The organism is Thioalkalivibrio sp. ALMg3 (assembly GCF_000381225.1).
Lineage (GTDB): Bacteria > Pseudomonadota > Gammaproteobacteria > Ectothiorhodospirales > Ectothiorhodospiraceae > Thioalkalivibrio > Thioalkalivibrio versutus.
Map to the genome: position 1 here is coordinate 74786 of NZ_KB906228.1, position 22336 is coordinate 97121.

17 protein-coding genes and 1 pseudogene are annotated in these 22336 nt (G+C 64.9%); 7 read left to right on the forward strand and 11 right to left on the reverse strand.

All coding sequences use genetic code 11. The annotated features are described in order from the left end of the window. Positions 1-116: 116 nt before the first annotated feature. Complete coding sequence (locus tag F622_RS0110375; RefSeq protein WP_018650488.1) at positions 117-1835, reverse strand: TrkA family potassium uptake protein; 1719 nt, start codon at positions 1833-1835, stop codon at positions 117-119. 33 nt (positions 1836-1868) lie between these two features. Further along, on the reverse strand, positions 1869-2252 hold the full coding sequence (locus F622_RS0110380) for a DUF6394 family protein (protein ID WP_018146378.1): 384 nt from the start codon (positions 2250-2252) through the stop codon (positions 1869-1871). Between the two features lie 370 nt (positions 2253-2622). Between F622_RS0110380 and F622_RS0110385 the strand changes: the two genes are divergently transcribed. Then, complete coding sequence (locus F622_RS0110385) at positions 2623-4278, forward strand: tetratricopeptide repeat protein (RefSeq protein ID WP_231365748.1); 1656 nt, start codon at positions 2623-2625, stop codon at positions 4276-4278. A 126-nt stretch (positions 4279-4404) separates the two neighbouring features. Here the strand turns inward: F622_RS0110385 and F622_RS0110390 are convergent, their stop codons facing one another. The 3 genes from F622_RS0110390 to F622_RS0110400 form a co-directional block, all read right to left on the reverse strand. Then, complete coding sequence (locus F622_RS0110390) at positions 4405-4872, reverse strand: HEAT repeat domain-containing protein (RefSeq protein ID WP_019571892.1); 468 nt, start codon at positions 4870-4872, stop codon at positions 4405-4407. A gap of 475 nt (positions 4873-5347) precedes the next feature. Then, a complete protein-coding gene (locus F622_RS0110395; protein ID WP_019571893.1) occupies positions 5348-6295 on the reverse strand; it encodes a hypothetical protein in 948 nt (315 codons plus the stop codon). 519 nt (positions 6296-6814) lie between these two features. Continuing rightward, on the reverse strand, positions 6815-7600 hold the full coding sequence (locus F622_RS0110400) for a matrixin family metalloprotease (protein WP_019571894.1): 786 nt from the start codon (positions 7598-7600) through the stop codon (positions 6815-6817). Between the two features lie 462 nt (positions 7601-8062). Between F622_RS0110400 and F622_RS0110405 the strand changes: the two genes are divergently transcribed. After that, positions 8063-8545, forward strand: a complete 483-nt coding sequence (locus F622_RS0110405; RefSeq protein WP_196799398.1) for a hypothetical protein — start codon at positions 8063-8065, stop codon at positions 8543-8545. 486 nt (positions 8546-9031) lie between these two features. On the opposite strand, the gene F622_RS0110410 is transcribed toward F622_RS0110405, so the two are convergent. Continuing rightward, on the reverse strand, positions 9032-9388 hold the full coding sequence (locus F622_RS0110410; RefSeq protein WP_019571895.1) for a rhodanese-like domain-containing protein: 357 nt from the start codon (positions 9386-9388) through the stop codon (positions 9032-9034). 136 nt (positions 9389-9524) lie between these two features. Between F622_RS0110410 and F622_RS0110415 the strand changes: the two genes are divergently transcribed. Then, positions 9525-9893: a rhodanese-like domain-containing protein gene (locus F622_RS0110415; RefSeq protein ID WP_018168031.1), complete on the forward strand. Its 369-nt coding sequence runs from the start codon at positions 9525-9527 to the stop codon at positions 9891-9893. Positions 9894-10092: 199 nt separating this feature from the next. Here F622_RS0110415 and F622_RS0110420 read toward each other — a convergent pair whose 3' ends face one another. Next, positions 10093-10296 (reverse strand): hypothetical protein, encoded by a 204-nt coding sequence (locus F622_RS0110420; RefSeq protein ID WP_018168030.1) that lies wholly within the window; start codon positions 10294-10296, stop codon positions 10093-10095. A 199-nt stretch (positions 10297-10495) separates the two neighbouring features. Between F622_RS0110420 and F622_RS0110425 the strand changes: the two genes are divergently transcribed. Both F622_RS0110425 and katG read left to right on the forward strand, forming a co-directional pair. Next, positions 10496-11044 carry a glutathione peroxidase gene (locus tag F622_RS0110425; protein WP_018168029.1) on the forward strand — a complete coding sequence of 183 codons (549 nt, stop codon included), beginning with the start codon at positions 10496-10498 and terminating at the stop codon, positions 11042-11044. Between the two features lie 235 nt (positions 11045-11279). After that, positions 11280-13472 carry a catalase/peroxidase HPI gene (gene katG, locus F622_RS0110430; RefSeq protein WP_018176554.1) on the forward strand — a complete coding sequence of 731 codons (2193 nt, stop codon included), beginning with the start codon at positions 11280-11282 and terminating at the stop codon, positions 13470-13472. Between the two features lie 361 nt (positions 13473-13833). Here the strand turns inward: katG and F622_RS0110435 are convergent, their stop codons facing one another. From F622_RS0110435 to F622_RS0110445, 3 genes are all read right to left on the reverse strand, one after another. Further along, a complete protein-coding gene (locus F622_RS0110435; protein WP_018176553.1) occupies positions 13834-15033 on the reverse strand; it encodes an NnrS family protein in 1200 nt (399 codons plus the stop codon). 267 nt (positions 15034-15300) lie between these two features. Then, the gene (locus tag F622_RS0110440; RefSeq protein ID WP_019571896.1) at positions 15301-15633 is read right to left on the reverse strand and encodes a DUF3634 family protein; all 333 of its coding nucleotides are present in this window, start codon (positions 15631-15633) and stop codon (positions 15301-15303) included. 158 nt (positions 15634-15791) lie between these two features. Further along, positions 15792-17159 carry a DUF2254 domain-containing protein gene (locus F622_RS0110445; RefSeq protein ID WP_019571897.1) on the reverse strand — a complete coding sequence of 456 codons (1368 nt, stop codon included), beginning with the start codon at positions 17157-17159 and terminating at the stop codon, positions 15792-15794. A gap of 898 nt (positions 17160-18057) precedes the next feature. Here F622_RS0110445 and F622_RS0110455 point away from each other — a divergent pair. Continuing rightward, positions 18058-18663 (forward strand): PEP-CTERM sorting domain-containing protein, encoded by a 606-nt coding sequence (locus tag F622_RS0110455; RefSeq protein ID WP_018168024.1) that lies wholly within the window; start codon positions 18058-18060, stop codon positions 18661-18663. Between the two features lie 359 nt (positions 18664-19022). Then, positions 19023-19115, forward strand: a pseudogene (locus F622_RS14135) (Txe/YoeB family addiction module toxin); the annotation flags it as partial. 411 nt (positions 19116-19526) lie between these two features. On the opposite strand, the gene F622_RS0110460 reads toward F622_RS14135, so the two are convergent. Further along, entirely contained in the window at positions 19527-21884 is a 2358-nt protein-coding gene (locus F622_RS0110460; protein WP_019571898.1) for a PAS domain S-box protein, read from the reverse strand. Positions 21885-22336: the final 452 nt, after the last annotated feature.

Consider the following 22336-nt stretch of genomic DNA (forward strand, 5'->3'; position numbering starts at 1 on the left):
CTTTGCGGTGTCCGGGATGACCGGGTGTGGGGGCGGAACGGTATCGGTCCCCAATCGTTTGCCTCTGTCGATGCGCGTTTACGGACTTGCGTGTTGGCGGGTCTGCCTTGCGTGCCTCAGGCCGGTTGTCTGCGGGCCGCGCGGAGGGCACGGCAGATCCAGCCTTCGGGGGTATCTTCGCCGGTCAGCAGGTAGCGCAGGGCGTGGGGGTCGCGCAGGGTGTGGGAGATCGTGAGGGCGCTCGCGAAGCGGCCGCAGAACAGCAGGTGGTCGCCGGGTTGCAGGGGCGTGTTGTCGTCGGGCGCGAGGATATCCTCGCCTCCGGCTTCGCGCCGTAGTAGCAGCACAATGCAGGCGTGTCGCTGGCGCACGGGATGGTCGGCGCGTAGCAACTGGCCCAGGGTCACCGGCTCCTGCTCCAGATGGGCAAGGAGGGCCGGGGCTGTCCCCTCATCCAGTTGCTCGGTCCAGATGGCCGGCACACGGTCGCCGACCACGGCCGTGATGGAGCTGACTCGCTCGTTCGCCCAGTCGGTTGTCTGGTTGCGGCTCAGTTCCAGGAAGCGCGGCAGGAGCGGCGAGGTCAGATGGGCCAGGATCGCCTCGGCGATCACCCGGTCGTGGCGCATCACCAGCGGCAGGTCGGCCGCCGCGAACAGGAGCGAATCGCACTCGCGGTTCTGGCGTCCGACCATGAACAGCTCCGGGTTCAGCTCGCGCGCGGTCATCACGATGGACAGGTTGTAGTCGTCGCGGCCGGTTCCGGCCACGATCCCGGAGGCGCTCTCGATGCCGGCCTCGTGCAGGGTGTCCGCCTCGGTGCCGCGGCCCTTGATGCAGTCGGGCGGACAGTCCGCGCCCTCGGGGTCCGTTTCCACCAGGGTTACCTCCACGCCCTCCTGGATCAGCCCGGCATGCACGGCCTTGCCGAAGCGCCCGAAGCCGCACAGGATCCAGCGACCGCAGGGCGGGTCGATCGGCATCGGCAGCGGGCTCCCGGGGATACTCCCAAGCCACTCGTGCAACAGGTGATGCGCGGGGGAATGCAGCGCGAGGGCGAGGCGCTGGCCGAAGATGTCGAACGGGTTGATGATCTGGTCAGTCCCGAACGAGGCCATGTTCTTCTCTGTGTCGTGGCTCTCGGCACGGCAGATCACGGGGCGCTCCGGGTTGAGAAGTTTGGCGGCAATGGCGATCCGCAGGTTCACCGCATCGTCGCTGGTCAGCGCCACCACACCCTGGCAGTGTGGGTTGAGGAGCCCGGCATCGAGCAGGCGATTGGCGATGCTGGCATCCGCGCACAGACCGGGGATCTGCAGCGGGTAATCCTCCAGGACCAGCTCGTTGATGCGGTCCGGGTTCTGGTCGATCACCACGGCAAAGCCATTGCGCCCGAGCAGGGAACGCACCACCAGGGCCCCGGTGTCGCCATAACCGCACACGATATGGAACGGTCGCTGCAGCTTGCGGATCGTGCGGTCGAACGCATGCTGGCTGACGGCCAGGCGGAAGGCCGGGTCCTGGATCAGTGCAAGGATCTTGCCGATCGCATACAGCCAGGCCACCACCGACAGGTAAACGGCAAACACCGTCCACATCCTCTGCGCCTCGGTGAAGGCGTGGGGGATCTCGCCGAAGCCGATGGTGGTGGCCATGTAGGTCACGAAGTAGAACGCATGGAAGAAATCCATGCGCCAGGGCTCCCCCTGATCGTCCACGCCGGGTATCAGCACCAGGCCGAGAACGGAGATCGCGTAGGCCGCCGTCAGCGCAAGCAGGGGTGCCCGCATGCGCCGCAGGAACAGGAACAGCACCTTGTTGATCGTGGGCCCCACGGCTCGTGGTGTCTGTAGCGCTCGCGGCCGCCGTCAGCGGCGCAGCGCCACCGTATCCGCGATCAGCAGCAGCACGGAGATCAGGTTGGCCACCATGGCCCCGCCCGCCAGGGAGACGATGCTGGCCATGAACATCGCATCCATGCCCCCGGCATGCACGTGGCTCGCATAGGCCCATACCGCCGCGGCCGCGATCAACTGCAGCACCGCGACCAGCGAACTGGCCAGCAGCAACGCCCCGGTCTGCGTCCGGTCCCCCAGCTTCAGGGCCGTCGCGATGACGTTTACCACGATGGCTGCGAACAGCTCGTACACATTGTGGTGCGCCGGATCATCGATCTCGCCGAGAAAGAACCCGAAGTTCAGCGTGAACGCCAGGATGATGAAAAAGCCGAAGATCACCTTCTCCAGGTTCATGCGCATGCTCCTTGTCGTTCGAGGTAACGGCTCCTGCCCGGCGCCGCGACACGGGCCCCGTCTTCATCTGCCCGCAGCATGGAGCATGGCCCAACAAGCCCCGGATGGCGAGGGCAGGGCGCTCATCTCCCCACGTGCCGAAACGCCAGGGCAACGTCATTGCGAGGCCTCGCAGAGGTCGTGGCAATCGGCCGAAGTGCCACGAAGTTGGTCTCCTTACGGTCGCGCAGGGAGAGGCAACGGCCAAGATTCGATCCGGGAGCCACCCGTGGCATTCGCCTTCTTCCGGCCCGGCGTCTACCGGCAGCAGCTCGGGTCTCTTCGGCCTATGATCTGAAGTAATGATCCGGAACGATGTTGGAGGCGGATCATGAAACGCTATTACGACCTTGGGCCCTACCGTCGGGGTATTTCTTCACCGTCGCCGGAGGCTCGGCTCTGGTTCAATCGCGGGCTCTTGTGGGGCTATGGATTCAACCACGAGGAGGCCATCCGTTGCTTCGAAACGGCCATTGAGCATGACCCCGAGTGCGCGATGGCGTGGTGGGGCATCGCCTGGGCGCTTGGCCCGAACTACAACAAGCCGTGGGAGGCGTTCGCCGATTCGGAGCTGGCAGACTCCCTGTCACGCGGATCGACGGCACTGGCCCGGGCGCAGCAGGCTGCCACCAGCAGTCCGGTGGAGCAGGCGCTGATCAACGCGCTGCAGGTACGCTGCCAGACGGCAGAGCCGCCAGCTGTGGGCGCACTCGAGCGCTGGAGTGACGACTACGCCGATGCCATGCGCGCGGTGTACCGCGAACACGGCGAAGACCTCGATGTGGTGGCCCTGTTTGCCGAGGCCCTGCTGAACCGCACTCCCTGGCAGTTGTGGGACCTGAAGGCCAACGCCCCGGCGGAAGGTGCCAGCACGGTCGAGGCCACCGAGGTGCTGGAGACTGCGCTCTATCGCGAAGAGGCGCGCAGGCACCCCGGCATCCTCCACTACTACGTACACCTGATGGAGATGTCGCCGCACCCGGAGCGCGCCCTGCGGGTTTGCGACCGGCTGCGTGGGTTGGTGCCGGACGCGGGCCACCTCCAACACATGGCCTCGCACATCGACGTGCTGTGCGGTCAGTACGACAACGTGGTGCGGATCAACAATGAGGCAATCGCGGCCGACAGCAAGTATCTGGAGCGCGAAGGCGCCATCAATTTCTACACCCTTTACCGCTCTCACAACTACCACTTCAAGCTGTACGGCGCGATGTTCCAAGGCCGATATACCGACGCGTGCGAGGCAGCGGAGGGGTTGCGCGCCACCATTCCGGAGGCCCTTCTGCGGATCGAATCGCCACCAATGGCCGACTGGCTGGAGTCCTTCGTGCCGATGCACCTGCACGTAATGGTGCGGTTCGGGCGCTGGCAGGAACTGATCGACACCCCGCTGCCTGCCGACCCCGAGCTGTATGCGTTCAGCACCGCGCTGACCCACTACGCGAAGGGCGTGGCCAACGCCGCCACCGGTCGCATCGAGGAGGGTGAGGAACAGCGCGTGCGCTTCGAGGCCGCCGCGGCATGCATGCCCGACACTCGCTACCTGTTCAACAATCGCTGCCGCGATATTCTCGCGATCGCCCGTGCGATGCTGAACGGAGAGCTGGAGTACCGCAAGGCCAACTACGACGAGGCCTTCGCCTTCCTGCGCCAGGCCATCAAGCAGGACGATGGGCTTCCCTTTGACGAACCCTGGGGGTGGATGCAGCCGACTCGCCACGCCTGTGGCGCGTTGCTTCTGGAACAGGGCGAGGTCGCGGCGGCAGCGCAGCTATACCGTGAGGACCTCGGCTTTGACCCCGCGCTACCGCGGCCGTACCAGCATCTGGATAATGTCTGGGCGCTGCACGGCTACCACGAGTGCCTGATGCGCCTCGGACGCAACGAGGAGGCCACCATCATCAAGCAGCGCCTGGACCTTGCCACTGCCCGCGCCGATATTCCCATTCGGGCCTCCTGCGCTTGCCGAACGCGTGTTGTGCGTTGATGCGTGTGTCGGACACCGCGTCGCGCTGACCCTGGCGGGGGCGTTGCCATGTCGGTCCCGTATCGTCTATCCAGTAAGCGCTTCGTCACCCGTGCCGTGTTGCTCGTTCGAGCGCGGATGCGCTTGCTAATCCCAGAGGTGGCCCCAGCGTTCCCACCAGTCGCGGGCGATAGCGCGGTTGGCCACGTTCTCGCGCTCGTCGAGGACGGTCCCCAGGCGGATGTACTCGCCGCCGGTTTGCGAGGTCACCACCGGGTCCTGCGAAGCCAGCATCAGGGCGTACAGCGCCAGTTTCAGTTCCCACGGGTCATCGGAATCGAGATAGGGCACGAGATGCGGGACCGCCGGCGCACCGATCCGGCCGAGCGCCTCGGCCGCGGTGTACCAGGTACGCGGATGCTCCTCGCCCCCGTAGGTCTCGGTGAACGCGCGATCCGACAGGCGTTCGAGGTAGTAGTGGATCTCGTCCCGGAGGCTGGCGAACCCCTCCGCGGGTCCGTCTGCCGCGGCGGCGGGCTGCTCCTGCGGCGCGGCACCCGTGGCGGCGGGTGACTCCGCCGATGGCGGCCCGCCGGCGCAGCCAGCAAGCAGCATCCCGCCGGCCAGCCATGCGGTCAGCCACCAGGCAGAAGAGGGGCAAAACGGCAGGGGTTTGTCTTTCAAATGCCTTCCGATCCACGTATTGCCGAGGGTTTATCCGCACTCAATTTTCGGGGTCCTGTCTCCGGTAATGAGCCCCTTGCCGGGAGCCGGCCCCGCCTTGGCCCATCGGTACGGTCACTCTACGGTAACCGGCCACGTATGCGGCGTCCTGTCCCGCGGGCCGCGGGTGGTCTTCAGGTGCAAGACCGGTGCAGGCCTGGGGCGCGCTGCGCCAAGGGGATCCCTCGAAGAGTGATCATTGCTTCGGGGGTTCGCAAAAGGCGAGGCCCCCTGTAGCAGGGGGCCTCGCGCAGCCGTTAAAGCAGGATGGCTAGCAGGATGAGGACGGGAATCGGGATGCCCAGAAACCAAAGCAGTATGAATTTCATCTTGATCTACCTCGCTGATTGGCAGCAATCTGTACGGTTCAATAGTGGACGCTGTCGCGCTGCCGACCGCCGATCGTGGCGGCGAAGCTGGCGCTGAACGCCCCGATCAGCAGTCCCAGGAACGTCCACAGAGAAAGTTTCGCCATCGCGCTTCGGGCCTCATCGGCCACCTGTCGCGCCTGCATTTCCAGTTCCTCCATCTGCGCCTGGACTTCGCGGATCCGGTTCTCCGCCTGGGACTGGCTGACGTCGGTGTTCTGCGCGATCAGTTGCGCGAGATACGCCCTGTCGCCATCCGACATATCGTCCCACCCGCGGGCGAGAATACGTACCGCCTCGGTGCGCATGGCGGTTCTGTCGGAGTCGGTTGCGCCGGCGTCGGGAGCCGCCCTGGCACGCTCTGGGCGAAACAAGATATCCGCGAAATAGTCGAGCGGGCCGGTGGCGTCTCCTTCGGTCTGCCCATTAGCGCCTGCCATCATGGCAGCGCCGCCAGTCGTAGCCGCCGCCCCGACAGCCGAAGCACCGGCCTGGGCGGTGCTGCCGATGATCGCCGTGGAGGCGGAAACGAGCAGAGCCGCCGTGACGACCACGCTAAGCGCCCAGACGAGGAAGCCGTGTGCGGTATCCCGGAAGAATACTTCGTCGGTATGCAGATCGGTCCACTGGGTGCGCAGTCGGCCGGCCAGGTAGCCGCCCATGGCGCCGGCGATGATGTGCACGAGTATCAGCCAGACGATGCTTGCGAACCCGATGCCCTCGGCCGACACGCCCTCTCCGGCCCACGGCGAGACCGCCGAGAATCCCAGGCCCGTGCCCAGGAGCAGGAAACTGAGCGACAGCGCCGTAGCGACCACGGCGCCTGCGATCACCGCGCCCCAGGAAACGCCGGAGCGCCGTGCCTCGTTACCGATGTCCGTGGTGAATGGGTCATGCATTCCCGATGTGGCGGAACGCCCCGCCAGAGTGGGCTCGACAGATGCCATGGCGACTTTCCTTCGTGACAAGTGGATGAGACTGCATGCTGCGGTGCAGTCGCTCCGGGGTTCTGTGCGTTGCCACACCTTGGCGTCCCGGCTCCTTTCCATCTGCTCGAGTTTCCGCGCCGTTTTCAGGTTTTCACGGCGCGGGTCGCGAGGTGCGGGGCCATGCCCGCAGCGGTAAGACCGGTTGATCTCCGGCGCTGCCAGGCAACCCGCTGTGGCGCCCCGGCCTCCGGGCGATTGCGGTATCCACAGCACGCCAGCGGTCAGAGGGCGGACCGCCTGAACAAACCGCGTCATTGCGAGGCCTCGCAGAGGCCGCGGCAATCGGTTGAAGTACCAAGGGGGTGGGCGAATTACGGTGGAGCGGGGGCAAGGGGGCAAGACCTGCCCCGAATTTCCGAAACCCCGTCATTGCGGGGCCCCGCAGGGGCCGCGGCAATCGGTTGACGTGCCACGGGTGGGGGCCGCTCGTGGTGGAGCAGGGGCATGGGAAAGACCTGCCCCGGAATTGACTCGGGGCTATTTCTCGCCGATGCCAAGGCCGCTATCGACACCGGTCACGGGCACGATGCGGCCGTTCGGGTCAAGGAAGAGGTCGCTGGTGAATGCGCTTTCCCCGTCCTCGGTCGGCATCTCGGCCAGTTGGGTGTCGAGGGTATCGGCGGGGCGCCCGTAGAGCCGCTGGACTCCGCGCAGATCGCCGGGCTGCAGGTCGGCGAAGTCCTCGGTGTACCTGAATCCCATCACCTGCCCGGATGGCCCGGGATGGTCCAGGCCGATGGCGTGACCGATCTCGTGAGTCAGCGTATAGCGGATGTCGTAGACATCCTTGTTGCCGTCGAATCCGACCTTCCACTCGTGTGCTGGATTCAGGCACACCAGCGACTGTTCGATGGTGCGCACATCCACTTCCGCATCGGGTGCGTAGGCTACGTTGGCGAATGCCCGTCCACGCGGCTGCCCCTGGGCACCGAGGATGATATCCGCCTCCCGGGTATCGCTCACCTTGTGGAATGACAGACCGGCCGCGCGCTCCCAAACCCGAAACGCCGCCGCGGCCTCGCGATCCAGCGTCTCCATGGAGAGGGCTTCGCCCAGAAGCTCGTCAATCGGTGCGAGATCGCGGCAGTTGTGCGCATCATCGAACCGTAGCGCCTCCCCGGCAAAGGCATAGCTGATGCTGGCCCCCACCCCTAACTGCTGGTCTCCCCACTTCACCTTGTAGCCATCCAGCTTGAGCAGCCGATACCCACCGTCGTCGGCAAGGGCCGGCAGCGGGAGTGCCAAGGGCAGAAAGCCGGCCATTACCAAGGCCAGCGCGGGAAGGTGTGCATGCGTGACTGATCGCACCGCAGTCTCTCCTGGTCGGGCCCCGTCAAGAGCGCCTTCAGGGCGCGCGAGGCTCCCGCGCAGCGTAACATAACGGACGACTAACGCTTATGTGTGACATCGAACCGACGAAGCAGTCGGTCACACCCAGAGTCCGCACGGGGCGTCCTGCGATCAGCGCACCGTACTCGGCTCAATCTGCGGCGTGGACCCGCGCAGGCGAGGGTGGGGCGCGTATCCAAAGCCGAACCAATAACCCCGCAGTGCCGTGTGATTGCGGGCCTCGAAGAGGCCGTGGCAATCGGTTGAAGCCCCACGAATTCGGGGCGCTGGAGGGGAGCAGGCGCATAACCGAAGCCCTACGGGGTCAAACCTTGCCCTTTGCCCGCGCCTACGGCCCGTGCCGGAAAGCCAGACTGGATTGGAGAGACACGTTTGATGAATCGATCGTGGCCCGTGCTGGGCCTTTGCATCTCTCTGGTTTTCGCCGGCGCAGCCTGGGCGGACACCACGGAGCTGGACGGCGACTGGGCCTGTCCTGCCGTAATGCAACTGGCCGCCATTGGCTCGAGCCAGCTGAATCTGCAGCTCGATACGCGCTCCCGTCTGCATCCGGACGGGCGGTACAAGAGCGAGGGCGATGCCGTGGCCCAGTTCGGCCTGTGGCCGCTCACGCTGATCGCGACCAGCGAGGGGCAGTGGCAGCGCGAGGAGCAGCAGCTCACGCTCACCGTGGAAGCCCTGGACCTGTCGCCCGGCTCCCCATCAGGTGTCGAACTCCAGCGCCAGCTGATCCGGCAGATCACTACGCGGCTACCGGAACTCCCGCATACGGAGGTCACACGGATCGTCACCGAATCGCCCACGCGCCTCGTGGTCGAGCACGCGTCCGGCGAACAGTACACCTGCCAACGACTGTGAGCCCTCGCGCGGGCGCAGACCGAGATCTGCCCCGTCTTCCCCTTTCCTGACTAACAACGAGAGTCAGCCAGTCACGGGGATCATCCGGGGACGACAATGGCCCGTCGCAGGGTGCTTTAATCCGGGCCTTTTGGGAATGTCACTCCCCCCGGGGCCCTTGCCCCTGCACTGTCATCCCGGCCGGAGCGTAGCGGTTATCCGGGATCTCCCCCGTCGGGGCAACCCCAGCCGCCGCCGAGATCCCGGATAACCGCTACGCGGTTTCCGGGATGACGAAGAAGGAGGCGCGTGGAGCCGCTGGGCGCGTACCGCTGCGCTCCAGGGCCACCTTCGGCCACCGGGTGCTGGACACACCCGGGCCCGCACGGTCCTTGGACCTGGCTGACCCTCGTGGCGAATCAGCGTTTCTTTAAGATGGGGCAACGGGCAAGGTCGGAAAATCCGAAGCTGGACCCCCAGGCCGCCCGGTCGTCAGGCGGAGCTCTCTTAGGTGTCGTTTGCCTTCTGGTAGGCGCGCAGTCCCCCGGCGATGGACTGGACATTGGTATAGCCCAGATCCACCAGCTGGGCCGTCGCCAATGCCCCGCGGTTTCCACCATTGCAGAAACAGACCATGGGCGCGTCCTTGTCTGGTGCGACTCCCTCGATCTGACGCGTGATGGAATCCAGCGCTACATTGCGGGCGCTCGGCAGGCTGCCTTTCTGGTACTCCCCGGGTTCGCGCACATCGATGGCCACCGCACCGGATGCCAGGCTGGCGTCTACCTGTTGCGGCTCGATCTCCTTGATGCGAGCGCGCGCGGCTTGCGCCCGACGGAGAAACTCTTCGTCGTGATGATCCATAATGATTTTCCTTTCGGCGATGGTTTTTCGCGCGGTCAGTGCTGAGAACAGCCCATCCTCGCCGCGTCGCGAATTAGGTACGGGGCACAAGACAAAGTTCGACCGCGTTCTTGCCTGTGGACAGGAGGTGATCACGATGGGTTTGAGCCAGTGGTGGCCGTTCGGCCGCGTGCCGGAAATGAGCCCCGAGGAACTGGCGCAGGCGATGGAGAATGCCCAGGTGCAAGTGCTGGATGTGCGCACCGGTGTCGAGCATCGTCGGAGTCGTATCCCGGGCGCGCGTCACCTCCCGATCACGCAGTTTTCCAGGCAACGCCTGGCGGACCTGGAACTCGATCCCGATCGTCCCGTGGTGGCCATCTGCCTCAGTGCACACCGCAGCATCCCTGCCGTGCGCAAGCTGCGGGCCCGCGGCTACGAGGCCCGCCAGCTTCGCGGCGGCATGCTCGCCTGGTGGCGGGCAGGGCTGCCATGCGAGCGGGGAGGTGAAGGCGTCGGTGGATAAGACCTGCGACCGTTACGCGGGCCCGGCAAGCCCAGAAACGGGGCGGCCATCCCCCTCGGCCGCATGCTCTCGGAGTGCAAGGGCGCCGTTTCCGGCCCAGGGCCCAGCGTGCGAGCCCTTGGAGCGGCCGTTGCGCTCAGGCGCGCCGAGTAAACGCAGTTCGCGGCTTGCGTCCGTCCCCGGCCGGCCGGCCGGTATCTCAGTCGTCGTCCTTGTCCTGCTTGCTGCCCGGAGTGATGGCACGTCCCACCGCTCCGGCGGTCTTGCCGGTCGCCTTTGCGGCGCCGGTGGTGACGCTGACGGCGGCGCTTCCCGTGGCACCGGCGACCTTCACGGCCGTGCAGCCCGTGGTCAGCGGCAGGATGATGGCGAGCAGCAGGAGCGGGCGGGTGTAGGCAATCATCGGCTAGAGACTTCGTTGATGTCTGCGATCAAGGGTACGCCCGTCATGCCCGTGAGGCCATGGCATGTCCAAAAGGGAGCACCGAAATGGAGGATGTTCGGCGCCATCGTGGCCCCGGGCTGGCGGTCACGAACCAGCCCTCCACAGAACCCGCAGGTGCGCCGCTGGTCTGAAGGTCGAGCCCCTGTGGAGACTTGCGATGTCCCGTTTTGCGCCCCTGTTCGCTTCCCTGTTGCTGGTGCTGCCGATGGCCTGCGCAACCGCCACGGAGCCCGATACCGAGGCCTTGTTCCAGCACGAGCTGGGCCGGCTGCACGCGTCCGAGATTGTCAGCCTGCAGGAACGCTTCCAGGGCCATCCGCTGCTGATCATCAATACCGCCAGCCATTGTGGTTACACCGACCAGTTCGGTGGGCTGGAACAGTTGCATCAGGACTACCGGGACCAGGGGCTGAAGGTGGTGGGCTTCCCCTCCCACGACTTCAATCAGGAGGCCGACGACGAGGCCGAGACCGCCCGGGTGTGCTTCGAGAACTTCGGCGTCACCTTCGACATGTTCAGGCCGATCAGTGTGCGCGGCGCGGACGCCCACCCGATCTTCCGCGAACTGGCGCGCCAGGCCGCCGCCCCGCGCTGGAACTTCTACAAGTACGTGGTGGACCGAGAGGGTCGGGTGGTGGCGCACTTCCCCAGCCAGGCTGGCCCCGGGTCCGCCAAGCTGCGCCGCGCGATCGAGAGCATCTTGTAGCCCATCGCGCTATAGAGGCGCTCACGGAAAAATAGCGGGAGACTATCTCGATCATGGTGAATATCAACTGGAACTAATGGTTCGTGGGGCCTAGCTTCAAGGGCAGGTGGACAGTGAAGCCCACCCTGGCCGAAGGTGGCCCAGGGTCGGAACGGCTTGCGGTCCCTGAGGAAAGTCATCGATGACACATGGATGACGGCTTCCGAAACACGAACCAGCTGAACGCAGCGAAAAAATGGAGAACGATATGGGTGAGCATCAGAACATGGGCAAATGCCCGGTCATGCATGGCGGCGAGACCGCCGCCGGCCACTCGGTCATGGACTGGTGGCCGGAAGCGCTGAACCTGGACATCCTCCATCAGCATGACCGCAAGACCAACCCGATGGGCGAGGACTTCGACTACCGGGAAGAGGTCAAGAAGCTCGACTTCGACGCCCTGAAGAAGGATATGCACGCGCTGATGACCGAGAGCCAGGCGTGGTGGCCGGCCGACTGGGGCCATTACGGCGGGCTGATGATCCGCATGTCCTGGCACGCGGCCGGCACCTACCGTATTGCCGATGGCCGCGGTGGCGGCGGCACCGGCAACCAGCGTTTCGCGCCGATCAACAGCTGGCCGGATAACGTCAGCCTGGACAAGGCGCGCCGCCTGCTGTGGCCGATCAAGAAGAAATACGGCAACAAGATCAGCTGGGCGGATCTGATCATCCTGGCCGGTACCGTGGCCTACGAGAACATGGGTCTGAAGACCTTCGGCTTCTCCTTCGGGCGCGAGGACATCTGGCATCCCGAGAAGGACACGTACTGGGGCGCGGAGAAGGAATGGCTGGCACCCTCCGACGAGCGCTACGGCGACGTCGACAAGCCCGACACCATGGAGAACCCCCTGGCAGCCGTCCAGATGGGCCTGATCTATGTGAACCCGGAAGGGGTCAACGGCAAGCCCGACCCCCTCAAGACCGGCGAGCAGGTCCGCGAGACCTTCGCCCGCATGGCCATGAACGATGAAGAGACCGCGGCGCTGACCGCCGGCGGCCACACCGTGGGCAAGTGCCACGGCAATGGCGATGCCGGTGCGCTGGGTCCGGATCCCGAAGGGGCCGATGTCGAGGAACAGGGCTTCGGCTGGAAGAATCCCAACATGCAGGGCAAGGCCGCCAACGCCGTCTCCTCGGGCATCGAGGGTGCCTGGACCACCCATCCGACGAAGTTCGACATGGGGTACTTCGACCTGCTGTTCGGCCATGAGTGGGAGCTGAAGAAGAGCCCCGCCGGCGCCTGGCAGTGGGAGCCGATCGAGATGAAGGAGGAGGACAAGCCGGTAGATGCCAGCGATCCCTCCATCCGCCACAACCCGATCATGACCGACGCCGACATGGCGATGAAGATGGATCCGAAGTACCGGGCCATCTGCGAGAAGTTCATGGCCGATCCCGCGTACTTCCAGGACTGCTTCGCCCGCGCCTGGTTCAAGCTGACCCACCGTGACCTGGGCCCGAAGACCCGCTACATCGGTCCGGAAGCGCCGCAGGAAGACCTGATCTGGCAGGACCCGGTGCCGGCCGGCAACACCGACTACTGCGTCGAGGCGACCAAGAAGAAGATCGCCGAGAGCGGCCTCAGCATCGCCGAGATGGTCAGCACGGCCTGGGACAGCGCCCGCACCTTCCGCGGCTCCGACATGCGCGGCGGCGCCAACGGTGCCCATATCCGCCTGGCCCCGCAGAAGGACTGGGAGGGCAACGAGCCGCAGCGCCTGGACCGGGTGCTCAAGGTCTACGAGCAGCTCTCCGCCGAGACCGGCGCCAGCGTGGCCGACCTGATCGTGCTGGGTGGCAGCGTGGGCATCGAGCAGGCCGCCCGGGCGGCCGGATACGATGTCCTGGTGCCGTTCATTCCGGGGCGTGGCGATGCCAGCGCCGAGATGGTCGATGCCGACTCCTTCGCGCCGCTGGAGCCGCTGGCGGATGGCTTCCGCAACTGGCTGAAGAAGGACTACGTGGTCAAGCCGGAGGAGATGCTGCTCGATCGTGCCCAGCTGATGGGCCTGACCGCGCCGGAGATGACCGTGCTGATCGGCGGGATGCGCGTGCTCGGCACCAACCATGGCGGCAGCAAGCATGGCGTGTTCACCGGCCGTGAAGGCCAGTTGACCAACGACTTCTTCGTCAACCTGACCGACATGGCCAATGCCTGGAAGTCTGCGGACAGCGGCATCTACGAGGTCCGTGACCGCAAGAGCGACCAGGTGAAGTGGACCGCCAGCCGCATCGACCTGGTGTTCGGCTCCAACTCCATCCTGCGCAGCTACGCCGAGGTGTACGCCCAGGACGACAACGAGGAGAAGTTCGTGAACGACTTCGTCAGGGCCTGGACCAAGGTGATGAACGCCGACCGCTTCGATCTGGAGCAGTACCAGCAGTAAGCGCGGTCTGAACCGGGCGGTTTGCCCGGCATGCAGACCAGGACGCCCGGGACCATCCCGGGCGTTTTTTTGTGCCGAGGGTTCGGCTACTGCTGCCCGGTGCGCGAATTCCCGGTCGCCCCCGTCCTTCGGCTCCCGCGACCGCCGGAGGGCAACCGCCCGCGCCTGATCCTCCAGGCCTGTCTGGCCCCTGCGAGCCCGCAACCACTCGGCCTCCGGGTGGTAAACGTCGTCCGGCCTTCACCCAACGCCGGTTTCGACGCCCAGGTCGGGCCGTCCAGGACCTTCAACGAGCCCTTCCAGCCCGGACAAGCTCGTCAAGCCAATCGGTTGCCGCAGTCCGGCCTCGACAGTTCGGTAGCTAGCCGTAACGCCCGTCGATGCGTGGTTTGACCAGCATCGGGGCATAAACCCAGAGAAACCCGGCGAAGGCCGCGATCCACAGGAGTTGCGAGGCGCTCATCCAGCTGGCGGTCAAGGCCGGCCAGAGCAGGGGGCCGGCCACCCGTACCAGCGCCCCGATGGCCAGCAGGCCGAAGAGCAGCCCGAGGACCCGCGGCGGGTCAAACACGTTACGTCCGGTATGGCCCAGGGCGACGCGCGTCATCATCCCCAGGGTCATCATGCCGATACCCCCGTAGGTGAAGGCGTGCAGCGCGGCCATCGGGCTGAGGGGCGTGAATTCGGCCACGGCCCGCAGGGCAAAGCCGATCACGATCCAGCCGTAGGCCATCATCAGCACCCACAGCAGTGGCTTGCGCCACAGCGCCGGCGTATGCCAGCCCGTCCAGCGCATGCCATGCGCCACGGCCAGCCCAGCCGCCAGCCCCGCCGCGACCGGTGCCCATGGCAGGAACACCTCCACCAGCCAGAAAGCGAGCAACAGCACCAGGGCGAGACGGTCCAGCCAGTCCCGGTTCACCGGCGTAAAGGCACCATCCAGCCCGCGCTCGATAAAGAACGGGATGACCCGGCGCCCCATCATCAGGATCAGCGACAGCACCAGATAGACCCCGGAGTAGAGCCCCAGGCGCTGGCCGCCATCGAGCAGATCGAAGGCGCCCAGGTAGAACAGGCCGTTGCTCGCCCCCAGCAGCGCGATCTTGCCGATCACGGCGAGCTGGGCCCATTGGCGCGTCTGCCATACCGGGCGGGCCAGGGCGGCCAGCAGCCACAGGGTGAAGCCGAGATCGAACAGCGCCATGGCCACCAGCCCGGGATCCCCGAACAACGCCGCCACCCGGCCGCCGAGCCAGAGCCCGGCCAGCACCAGCAGCGCGGGCCCGTGGGTTGTCTGTACCCCGGTCCAGTTGCGCACAGCCGTGAGCAGGAACCCGGCGACGACCGCCATGGCGTAGCCGAAGATCAGGGTATGGCCGTGCCAGGCGAAGGGCCCGCCAAAGGCGGCCGTGGGCAGCGCCGCCATGTCGAATTGGTAGAGCCAGGTCCACAGACCCACGACCAGCACGGCGTACAGCCCTGCCAGCAAGAAGAACGGGCGAAAGCCCAGATGGCTCAGGGCAAACCGATACGGTCCCGGCTCTTCGATAGTCAGCTTCAACAGCGCCCCCTTGGCTCCGCCGGGCTCGTACTCGCCATCTCGTCGCGAACCACCCGGACGACCGGTTCGCACCCACTCATATAATGCATGCGGTGTGAAGCTTTTTGCGAACTTGGCCCCTTCGTCATTGCGAGGCCTCGCAGAGGCCGTGGCAATCGGTCGGAGTGGCCTGGATGCCGCTCGATTGCCACGGGACCAAAAGCCAGACACTGACCCCGAGCCCCGAGCCCCGAGCCCCGAGCCCCGAGCCCCGAGCCCCGCGCCTCGCTATCCCGTCGCGCGCATGCCGCCGCCTCCCCCTCCGCCGGGCGGGGGTGTCCAGACGTTGCGAAAGGCCTGATGCGTCTTCGGTGGGAGGTGGCGGGAGAAGCGCAACTCGACACCCCGGTCGGTGCGCACGGCCTGGATCCGGCCCTGCTTCAGCCCGTATTGTCGAGCGACGTCCTCGCAGCCCCTCACGAACCCGGACGGCGGCTTGCCGCGCCGCACGCGGGCAGCGCCATCGCGCAGCTCCACCGAAAACACCAGCCGGGCATGCCAGAGCATCAGCGCGACGCCAAGCCCCAGCAGGGCGAACATGATCAGGAACGTGAGCAGCATGATGGATGGCGGGACAAGGGTGCGCCCCAGTGTAGCGCACCCCATCCGCAGTTCTTCGCCTCCGCTCGTCGGCGACTCGTCACCGCAATAGCCCATTTAAGGGCCCAAAAGCCCCGTTACAAGCCCTGGAAATAGCCCTTCACATTCGCAAAGCCGCGTTAACTCAGTCCGTTACCGTGGTCCGACCCTGTCCTTGGCGACACGCTCAACAATTGTTTCGCATATTCAAAGCGTTCCTCTACCTTCTGGCGGTCCTCAACTTCGGGCTGTCCCTCACTAGCCCCACGGGCAATCATTTCAGCGTGCCGTAACAGCGCAGCGCGATCCTCTGGCCGCTGTACGAATCTCGCGACCTCGGCGATCGTTTCCAGCAGGCGGACAGTAACCGCGGTGTTCGAGCGGGACACTTGTCGGATCTGGTTGAAGGCCGCATCTGTGACGTCCACAAAAGTAGACCCTGGAGCAATCACCCTCAGCTGATCCGTACTGTCATAACGATAGGGCGATGGCATGTCTCGCGTAGCCAAACGACTCAACGCGGACGCCAGGTGGTCTACGCACGTAATTGCCGTGAACGGGTCATTCACTCCCGAGGAGAGGGCACGCAGAGCGACCTCCACGAGTTGGGTAACCGCGAACTCGATGTCCTGGCCCGAAGTCCGCTGGTTACCCAGGGCGAAGGTGTTGTTGACCTGATCCGCAGGCACGTCGGCGGCCCTTTCTCCCGGCCAGACCAGCATCAGGGGGCCACCGGAGACCACATAGTCACCGGGTACTCGCTCCAGTCGAATGACCACATCCTTTTGCATCGCCAACTCGATCAAGGCGTCCGTGTCGATGAACTGAATGTATCCGTCCGCGCTCGCTCGAATGGGACGAGCCTCCCGGTCAAATACGTCCAGAAATGCCGACTCGGGTGGTGTTGCCGACGTCCGTGGCGTCCCCCGCCCGATGTGTTCCGGAAACAGGCGGTCCACCCCGGCGATCAACTCGTCGCTCACGCGCGCCACGATTTCGTTGGCCTGCATCGAAACAGACACGTGGTGAATGAAATAGATCAGCACCCCCACGCTCGCGACCGCAAAGAGCACGCCGAGCGTGATTGATATATGAGGAACGAAAGCAACCTCCTCCGCGCGCCGGATGGTAAGGAGGACCAGCAAGCAATACAGGAAGGTGGCAACGAACGTGCCCAGCACGACCTGAGTCGTCGTATCGCGCAGGAAATTGCGGAGCAAGCGCGGCCCCAACTGCGACGTCGCCAGCGACAGGGCGACCAGCGTCATCGAAAACACAACTCCAGCGATGGTGATCATCGATCCGGCGATGACCCCCAGCACGGCGCTGGCCCCCTCGGCTCCACCGGTGAATGTCCAGCCCCACGAACGCAACAACCAGTTCGTCACCGGCCTATCCAGGGCGACGCTTATGAAGGCCAAAAACACCGCGCCCAGGGCCATCATGGTGGGGATGAACCATAAGCTGGATCGAATGCGGTCCCAATACCTGAAAGTCAGTGTTTTCACTATGACGCCTCATTCACTCACATGCTGTCCGCCGGCTTACCGTGGTCCGGCCCCGTCTTCCTCGATTCTCCCGACCCCGGGAGATCCTATCTTCCGTGGAGGATGACCAAGGCCGTTAGAAGCATCACGTTCGCGGCGAGGGATGCCCATAGGACGATCGTCTTCCAGTCTGGACTGGGTGGGGCCCCGGTTGTCGAGTGCGACGTCTGAGCCGGGCGAGTCCGGCGGGCGTCAGCACCTGGGTTGGATGTTCCCCCGGTTCGATCACCCCTCGCTTTCTTGGTATGGGGCGTTTGTTTCTCCTGGACATAGTCGCGATCGTAAAGCCCCATCTCTGTCCCCTTTTTTGTGCTACTCCGTTTCTACAGCAGAGTACGCTGCGTGTCGTCAGGACCGGAAGGGGCGGGGGAAAAGGTTGAGATGGCTTCATTGCGCGGCCTCGCAGAGGCCGCGCAATCCGTCGAGGCAGCCCGAGGCCTTACCGGTCGCCTTCGCGGTGCCGGAGCGGGATCCTCTCTCAGAGTAAGAGCCCATTTATGGGCCGCAATGCGCCGTTTAACGCCCTCAAACAGCCCTTTGGGTTCAGAAAGCCCCGTTAACACGCCTAGTTACCGTGGCCCAACCCCGTCGATGTGACCTGGTCGAGGTCCTTCACCCGTGCACGCGTCAGAACCCTTTACACCCGATGATCGCGTTTGCGACCGCCCCCCGTCGGGTGCGCGTAACCTACGGTTTTCCAACGTCAATATAGAGCGGAATCCAGCGGGCATGGATGTTGCAAATTCGTGGGCGAGCGCAGACCCCAAACCACAACCTGCCTGCGCAGACCCACGAGGTAACAACCATGACTACAAAGACTGTACGGGGCGGAACCCTCGCCCTTCTGCTCGCGGGAGGCATGATTGCCGCCGGCTCGGCCTCCGCCAGCGTCATCAACTGCTCCGATCTCGACGGCAACCTGGGCGACAAGGTCACGCCCAACCAGGGCTGCCAGGTCCTGGAGCCGCTTGACGGCAACGTGAATACCAGCCTCACAGTCGTCAACAATGCCGAGTTCTTCGGCTACTCGGACTGGCTGTTCGACGGCAAGTACGAGGACACCAACGGCAACCTGATCAACGACCCCAATGATCCGGCAACCATCGTGAGCTTCAGCGGCGATGCCCAGAGCGGGACCTGGGAGCTGGTGGTTCTCGACTTCTGGAGCAATTTCGAGAACCTGATGTTCGCGTTCAAGGATGGCGCCGACACCAACATCGTGGCCTACGACATGCTGAACGGCGCCCTGGGCGGGACCTACGCCACCCCGTTGACCGCCCCCCCGTTCGATTTGTCGGGCGCGGGCGAGGATCGCGACATCTCGCACATTTCGGTGTACTACCGCGGTAACGGAAATAACGAAGTACCGACCCCCGGCTCGCTGCTCCTGGTCGGTATCGGCCTCGTGATGCTCGGCTGGGCCCTGCGCCGGCGCAAGGATCCCGCCCCGGCCTCGACGGCGTAAGCCACCGCAGCATCCTGTCCCAACGGGCCCCGGAAGCGATTCCGGGGCCTTTCCTCTGCGCCCGGCGCGCATTCGCCTCCGGCGGGAGGGGTGCCGGTTTCCCCGCGGCACAAGGTTGTGCCGCCAGATCCGCTCGCCGCTGGGGGTTGAGCCTGATGCAGGCTGCAAAGCCCCCTTGCTATCGCAAAGGCAATCAAACCGGTGCAGTGCAGCGTGCGCTGCAAATGCCAGGATTCCATCACTGTCGTCCGCCCCATCATGGATGACACTGTCTGGTCATCGATGCCGTGGCAATCGGCTGGAGCGGCACGGTTGCCGATCGACTGTCATGGCCACATGAAGGTAAGGTTTGATCCCCGAGGCACCCCTCCGCCAGGGACCGCCTGATCTACTGCTTCGACGATCACGCGATCTACATCTTCGCCATCGGCGGCCACTACGACAGGCTCTGAACCTCTGACGTCCCGTATCGTGGGAGCCGTACGGTCGCTGCCGCGAAAGGCCATATCGAGCCCAAAAATGGCCATATCAGGCCCTAATCCAGCGTTCCAGCACCTTAAAGTATCTTTATTCCAATCGGTTACCGTGGTCCGACCCTGTCCTTGGCCGACCCTATGGAATGTGGCCAGCCCGCCGTGGAGCGGGGCAACAGGCAAGACCTGAGCCCGGATGTCCGCAGAAACGTGGGTGTCCCTTTGTCGACACTGCCTCGTCATTGCGAGGCCGCGGAGAGGCCGTGGCGATCGGCCGGCTCGGTCCGAGAGCTTGCCGGTCACGCCTGTTATACGGGAGCCGCTCGGAAAGGTGGGTGTCCTCTTTCGAGCCCTTGCGGCCCTTACGATTCGAAAGTCGAAGTCAGTTCGTTAGTAGGACCTGGCCCCGGCTTCCTCGGATTCCGGGGCATTAGCATGGACCACCACCTGATTACGACCGTTGCGCTTGGCTTCGTAGAGTGCGTCGTCCGCTCGTTTCAGCAGTGTGTCCGCGTTGTCTCCGGCACGGACGCTGGCAAGGCCCGCGCTGACGGTAATGGGTCCCACATCGGGGAATGGTTCGACCGCGACGCGTTGGCGCAATCGCTCCGCCATCGAGTAGGCGTCGGAGGCCCCGGTTTCCTGCAATAGCACCACGAATTCCTCGCCACCCCAGCGGGCCAGAAAATCGGGTTCTCGAATCTCTCCGGCCAGCCGTTCGGTCAGCTCCACCAGGACGCGGTCGCCGATGTCGTGTCCGTAGACGTCATTGACGCGTTTGAAATGGTCCAGGTCGACCATTGCCAGAGCCAGGGGGCTGCCGTAGCGATTGTAGCGAGCCAACGCGCGCTCCAGCTCCGAATCGAAGCGCTGGCGGTTCGCGACCCCGGTAAGGGGGTCCGTCGAGGCCTCGTGTTCCAGGGCGGCCTCCAGGCGCTTTTGCCTGGTTATGTCCAGCCCCACACCCAACAGGTAACGCTGGCCATCGACCTTGATTCGCAGCCCATTGAACAGGTAAGGGGTCTCGCCCTCGACGGTCAACAGTTTGCTTTCGACCAGCGTACTGCCACGGGAGAAGGTTTCGCGGATGCTTTCGACAATCCGCTCCTGCTCGGCAGTCGGAATGAGCGCCAGGGCGTCAATCCCGTCCAGCTCCTCCGGGGTGCGGCCCGTCACCGTTTCCATCCGTTCGTTCCATTGAACGAGGCGACCTTCCCGGTCGAGCATGTAGAAGACACCGGGCAGGCCGTCAAGGATGGATTCGGAGACCGCCTTCTCTCGTCGGAGCTGGTCTTCGAGGGCATGGCGTTTGGATATGTCCAACGCGACGCCCAGAATGTAAGGGACTCCCTCCAGCTCGACTCGATAACCGTGAAACAGATGGGGCCGGTCCCCCTCCGCGGTGCGCAGCCTGCTCTCCACCAGGGTGCTACCGACCGCAAAGGTTTCGGCGATGGCCTCGGCAATCCGGTCCTGTTCCTCCTCCGGGACAAACGTCCGGGCATCGGCCCCCTGCAGCTCCTCGGCGGGGTGTCCCGTCACCGCGGCCAGCCGATCATTCCACTGGGTCAATCGACCTTGCTCGTCGAGCATGTAGAAGACCCCCGGCAGGCTCGCCAGAATGGATTCCGAGAGCGCCTTCTCCTTGCGCAGTTGAGACTCAAGGGCGCGTCGCTTGGCGATATCGCGGAAAATCGTGGAGATCTGAAGGATCCCGCCAGAGTCGTCCCGGTGGATGATGATCGCCTGTGAGACCGGTATCTCGTTCCCCGAGCTGTCCAGAAGGGCTGTTTCCCCCTGCCAGGCCCCCTCCTTGCAGGCTGTCGGAAGCCCTTCGTCGAGCACCTTCTTGAGCGCCCAGGGCGGGTGGGCCCACCGCAGCGTTGATTCCAGGTCCTCTGTCTCCGGAGGGAAGTCCGATCGGTCCCAGCCCGTTTCCGGCTGCCAGACCTCCCCACTGGAGCGTTCGGGAAGCCCCATGTGGCGCCGCCCGGGGGCGTTAAGGTAAAGCAGCATGCCGTCGGGGCCGTGCATGCTGACGATGTCGGGCGTGCCGTCCAGGATCGCTACCATGCGGCGCAGGTTGTCCTCCAGCTGGTACTGCGGAGTGATGTCCTGGACCGTGCCGACCATGCGTACGGGGTTACCGTCGGTGTCGAACTCCGTATAACCCCGCTCGCGGACGGTGCGCACCTCACCGTCAGGGTGGATGACCCGGTGGACCACGTCGTAGGGATCGCCCTGAAACGAAGCCTCCAGCGCCGACTGCACCTTGCTCCGATCCGCTGGGTGGACCGCTGCCATGAACGACTCGTGGCTGGCACCCCATTCCTCGCGGGCCATACCAAAGATGCGGTAAACCTCGTCGGACCAGCGTATCTCGTTGGTGTGGAAATCCGAGACCCAGCTCCCTACCTGGGCGATATTTTGTGCCTCGGCCAGGTCCTTCTCGCGCTCTTGCAAGGCGAGCTCGGCCTGCTTGCGATCACTGATATCGCGCACTACCGCCTGGAGGAGGGGACCCTGTTCCAGATCGATACGGCTTAGCAGGACCTCGGCGGGGAATTCGGTTCCATCCCACGTGGTGTGGCGCCACTCGAAGAAGGCCTGGCCCTCGCGCAGGGCCCGGTCGATATAATCGGCTGCCGCCGGCCGGCTGGGGCAGCCGTCGGGCTGGAACGGCGGTGAGAGCTCGCCGGGATGGAGCGTCGCAAAGGTCGCAACATCGGGAACCCGGAACAGCGCCAATGTGGCCGGATTGCAATCGCTCGAAGCGATCGCCGTTGAGAAACATGATTGCGTCGCGGGACTGCTCGAAGGCCAGCTGATATTTCCAGTACGGCCGATTGGCCTCCCGTGGTGAGCTTTCCCCGTCCGCTGCTTCTTTCATCCTGGGTTCTCTCCCTGTCTTTCAGCCTTGTTCGCCGATCACTTTGGGCAGGCCGTGTCGCGCCCTCGGACCATACAACGAGCCCATCCGGACGCCTGGTCAAGTGTCTACTAGTTGGCGTTTCCAGGTCGGCCCTGACCCCTTGTCGGTCGACGCCCGAAGGGCGGCTGCTTGCTGAACGGCACGATTGTTCCGCAGGTGCTCGCTTCGCGCGCAAGGTTCGGTCCGGCAGGTCCTTGCCCTTGTGGGAGCCTGCCATGCAGGCGAAGACGCCGGTGGATCCGCCAGACCGTCAACGTGACGCCCCCTG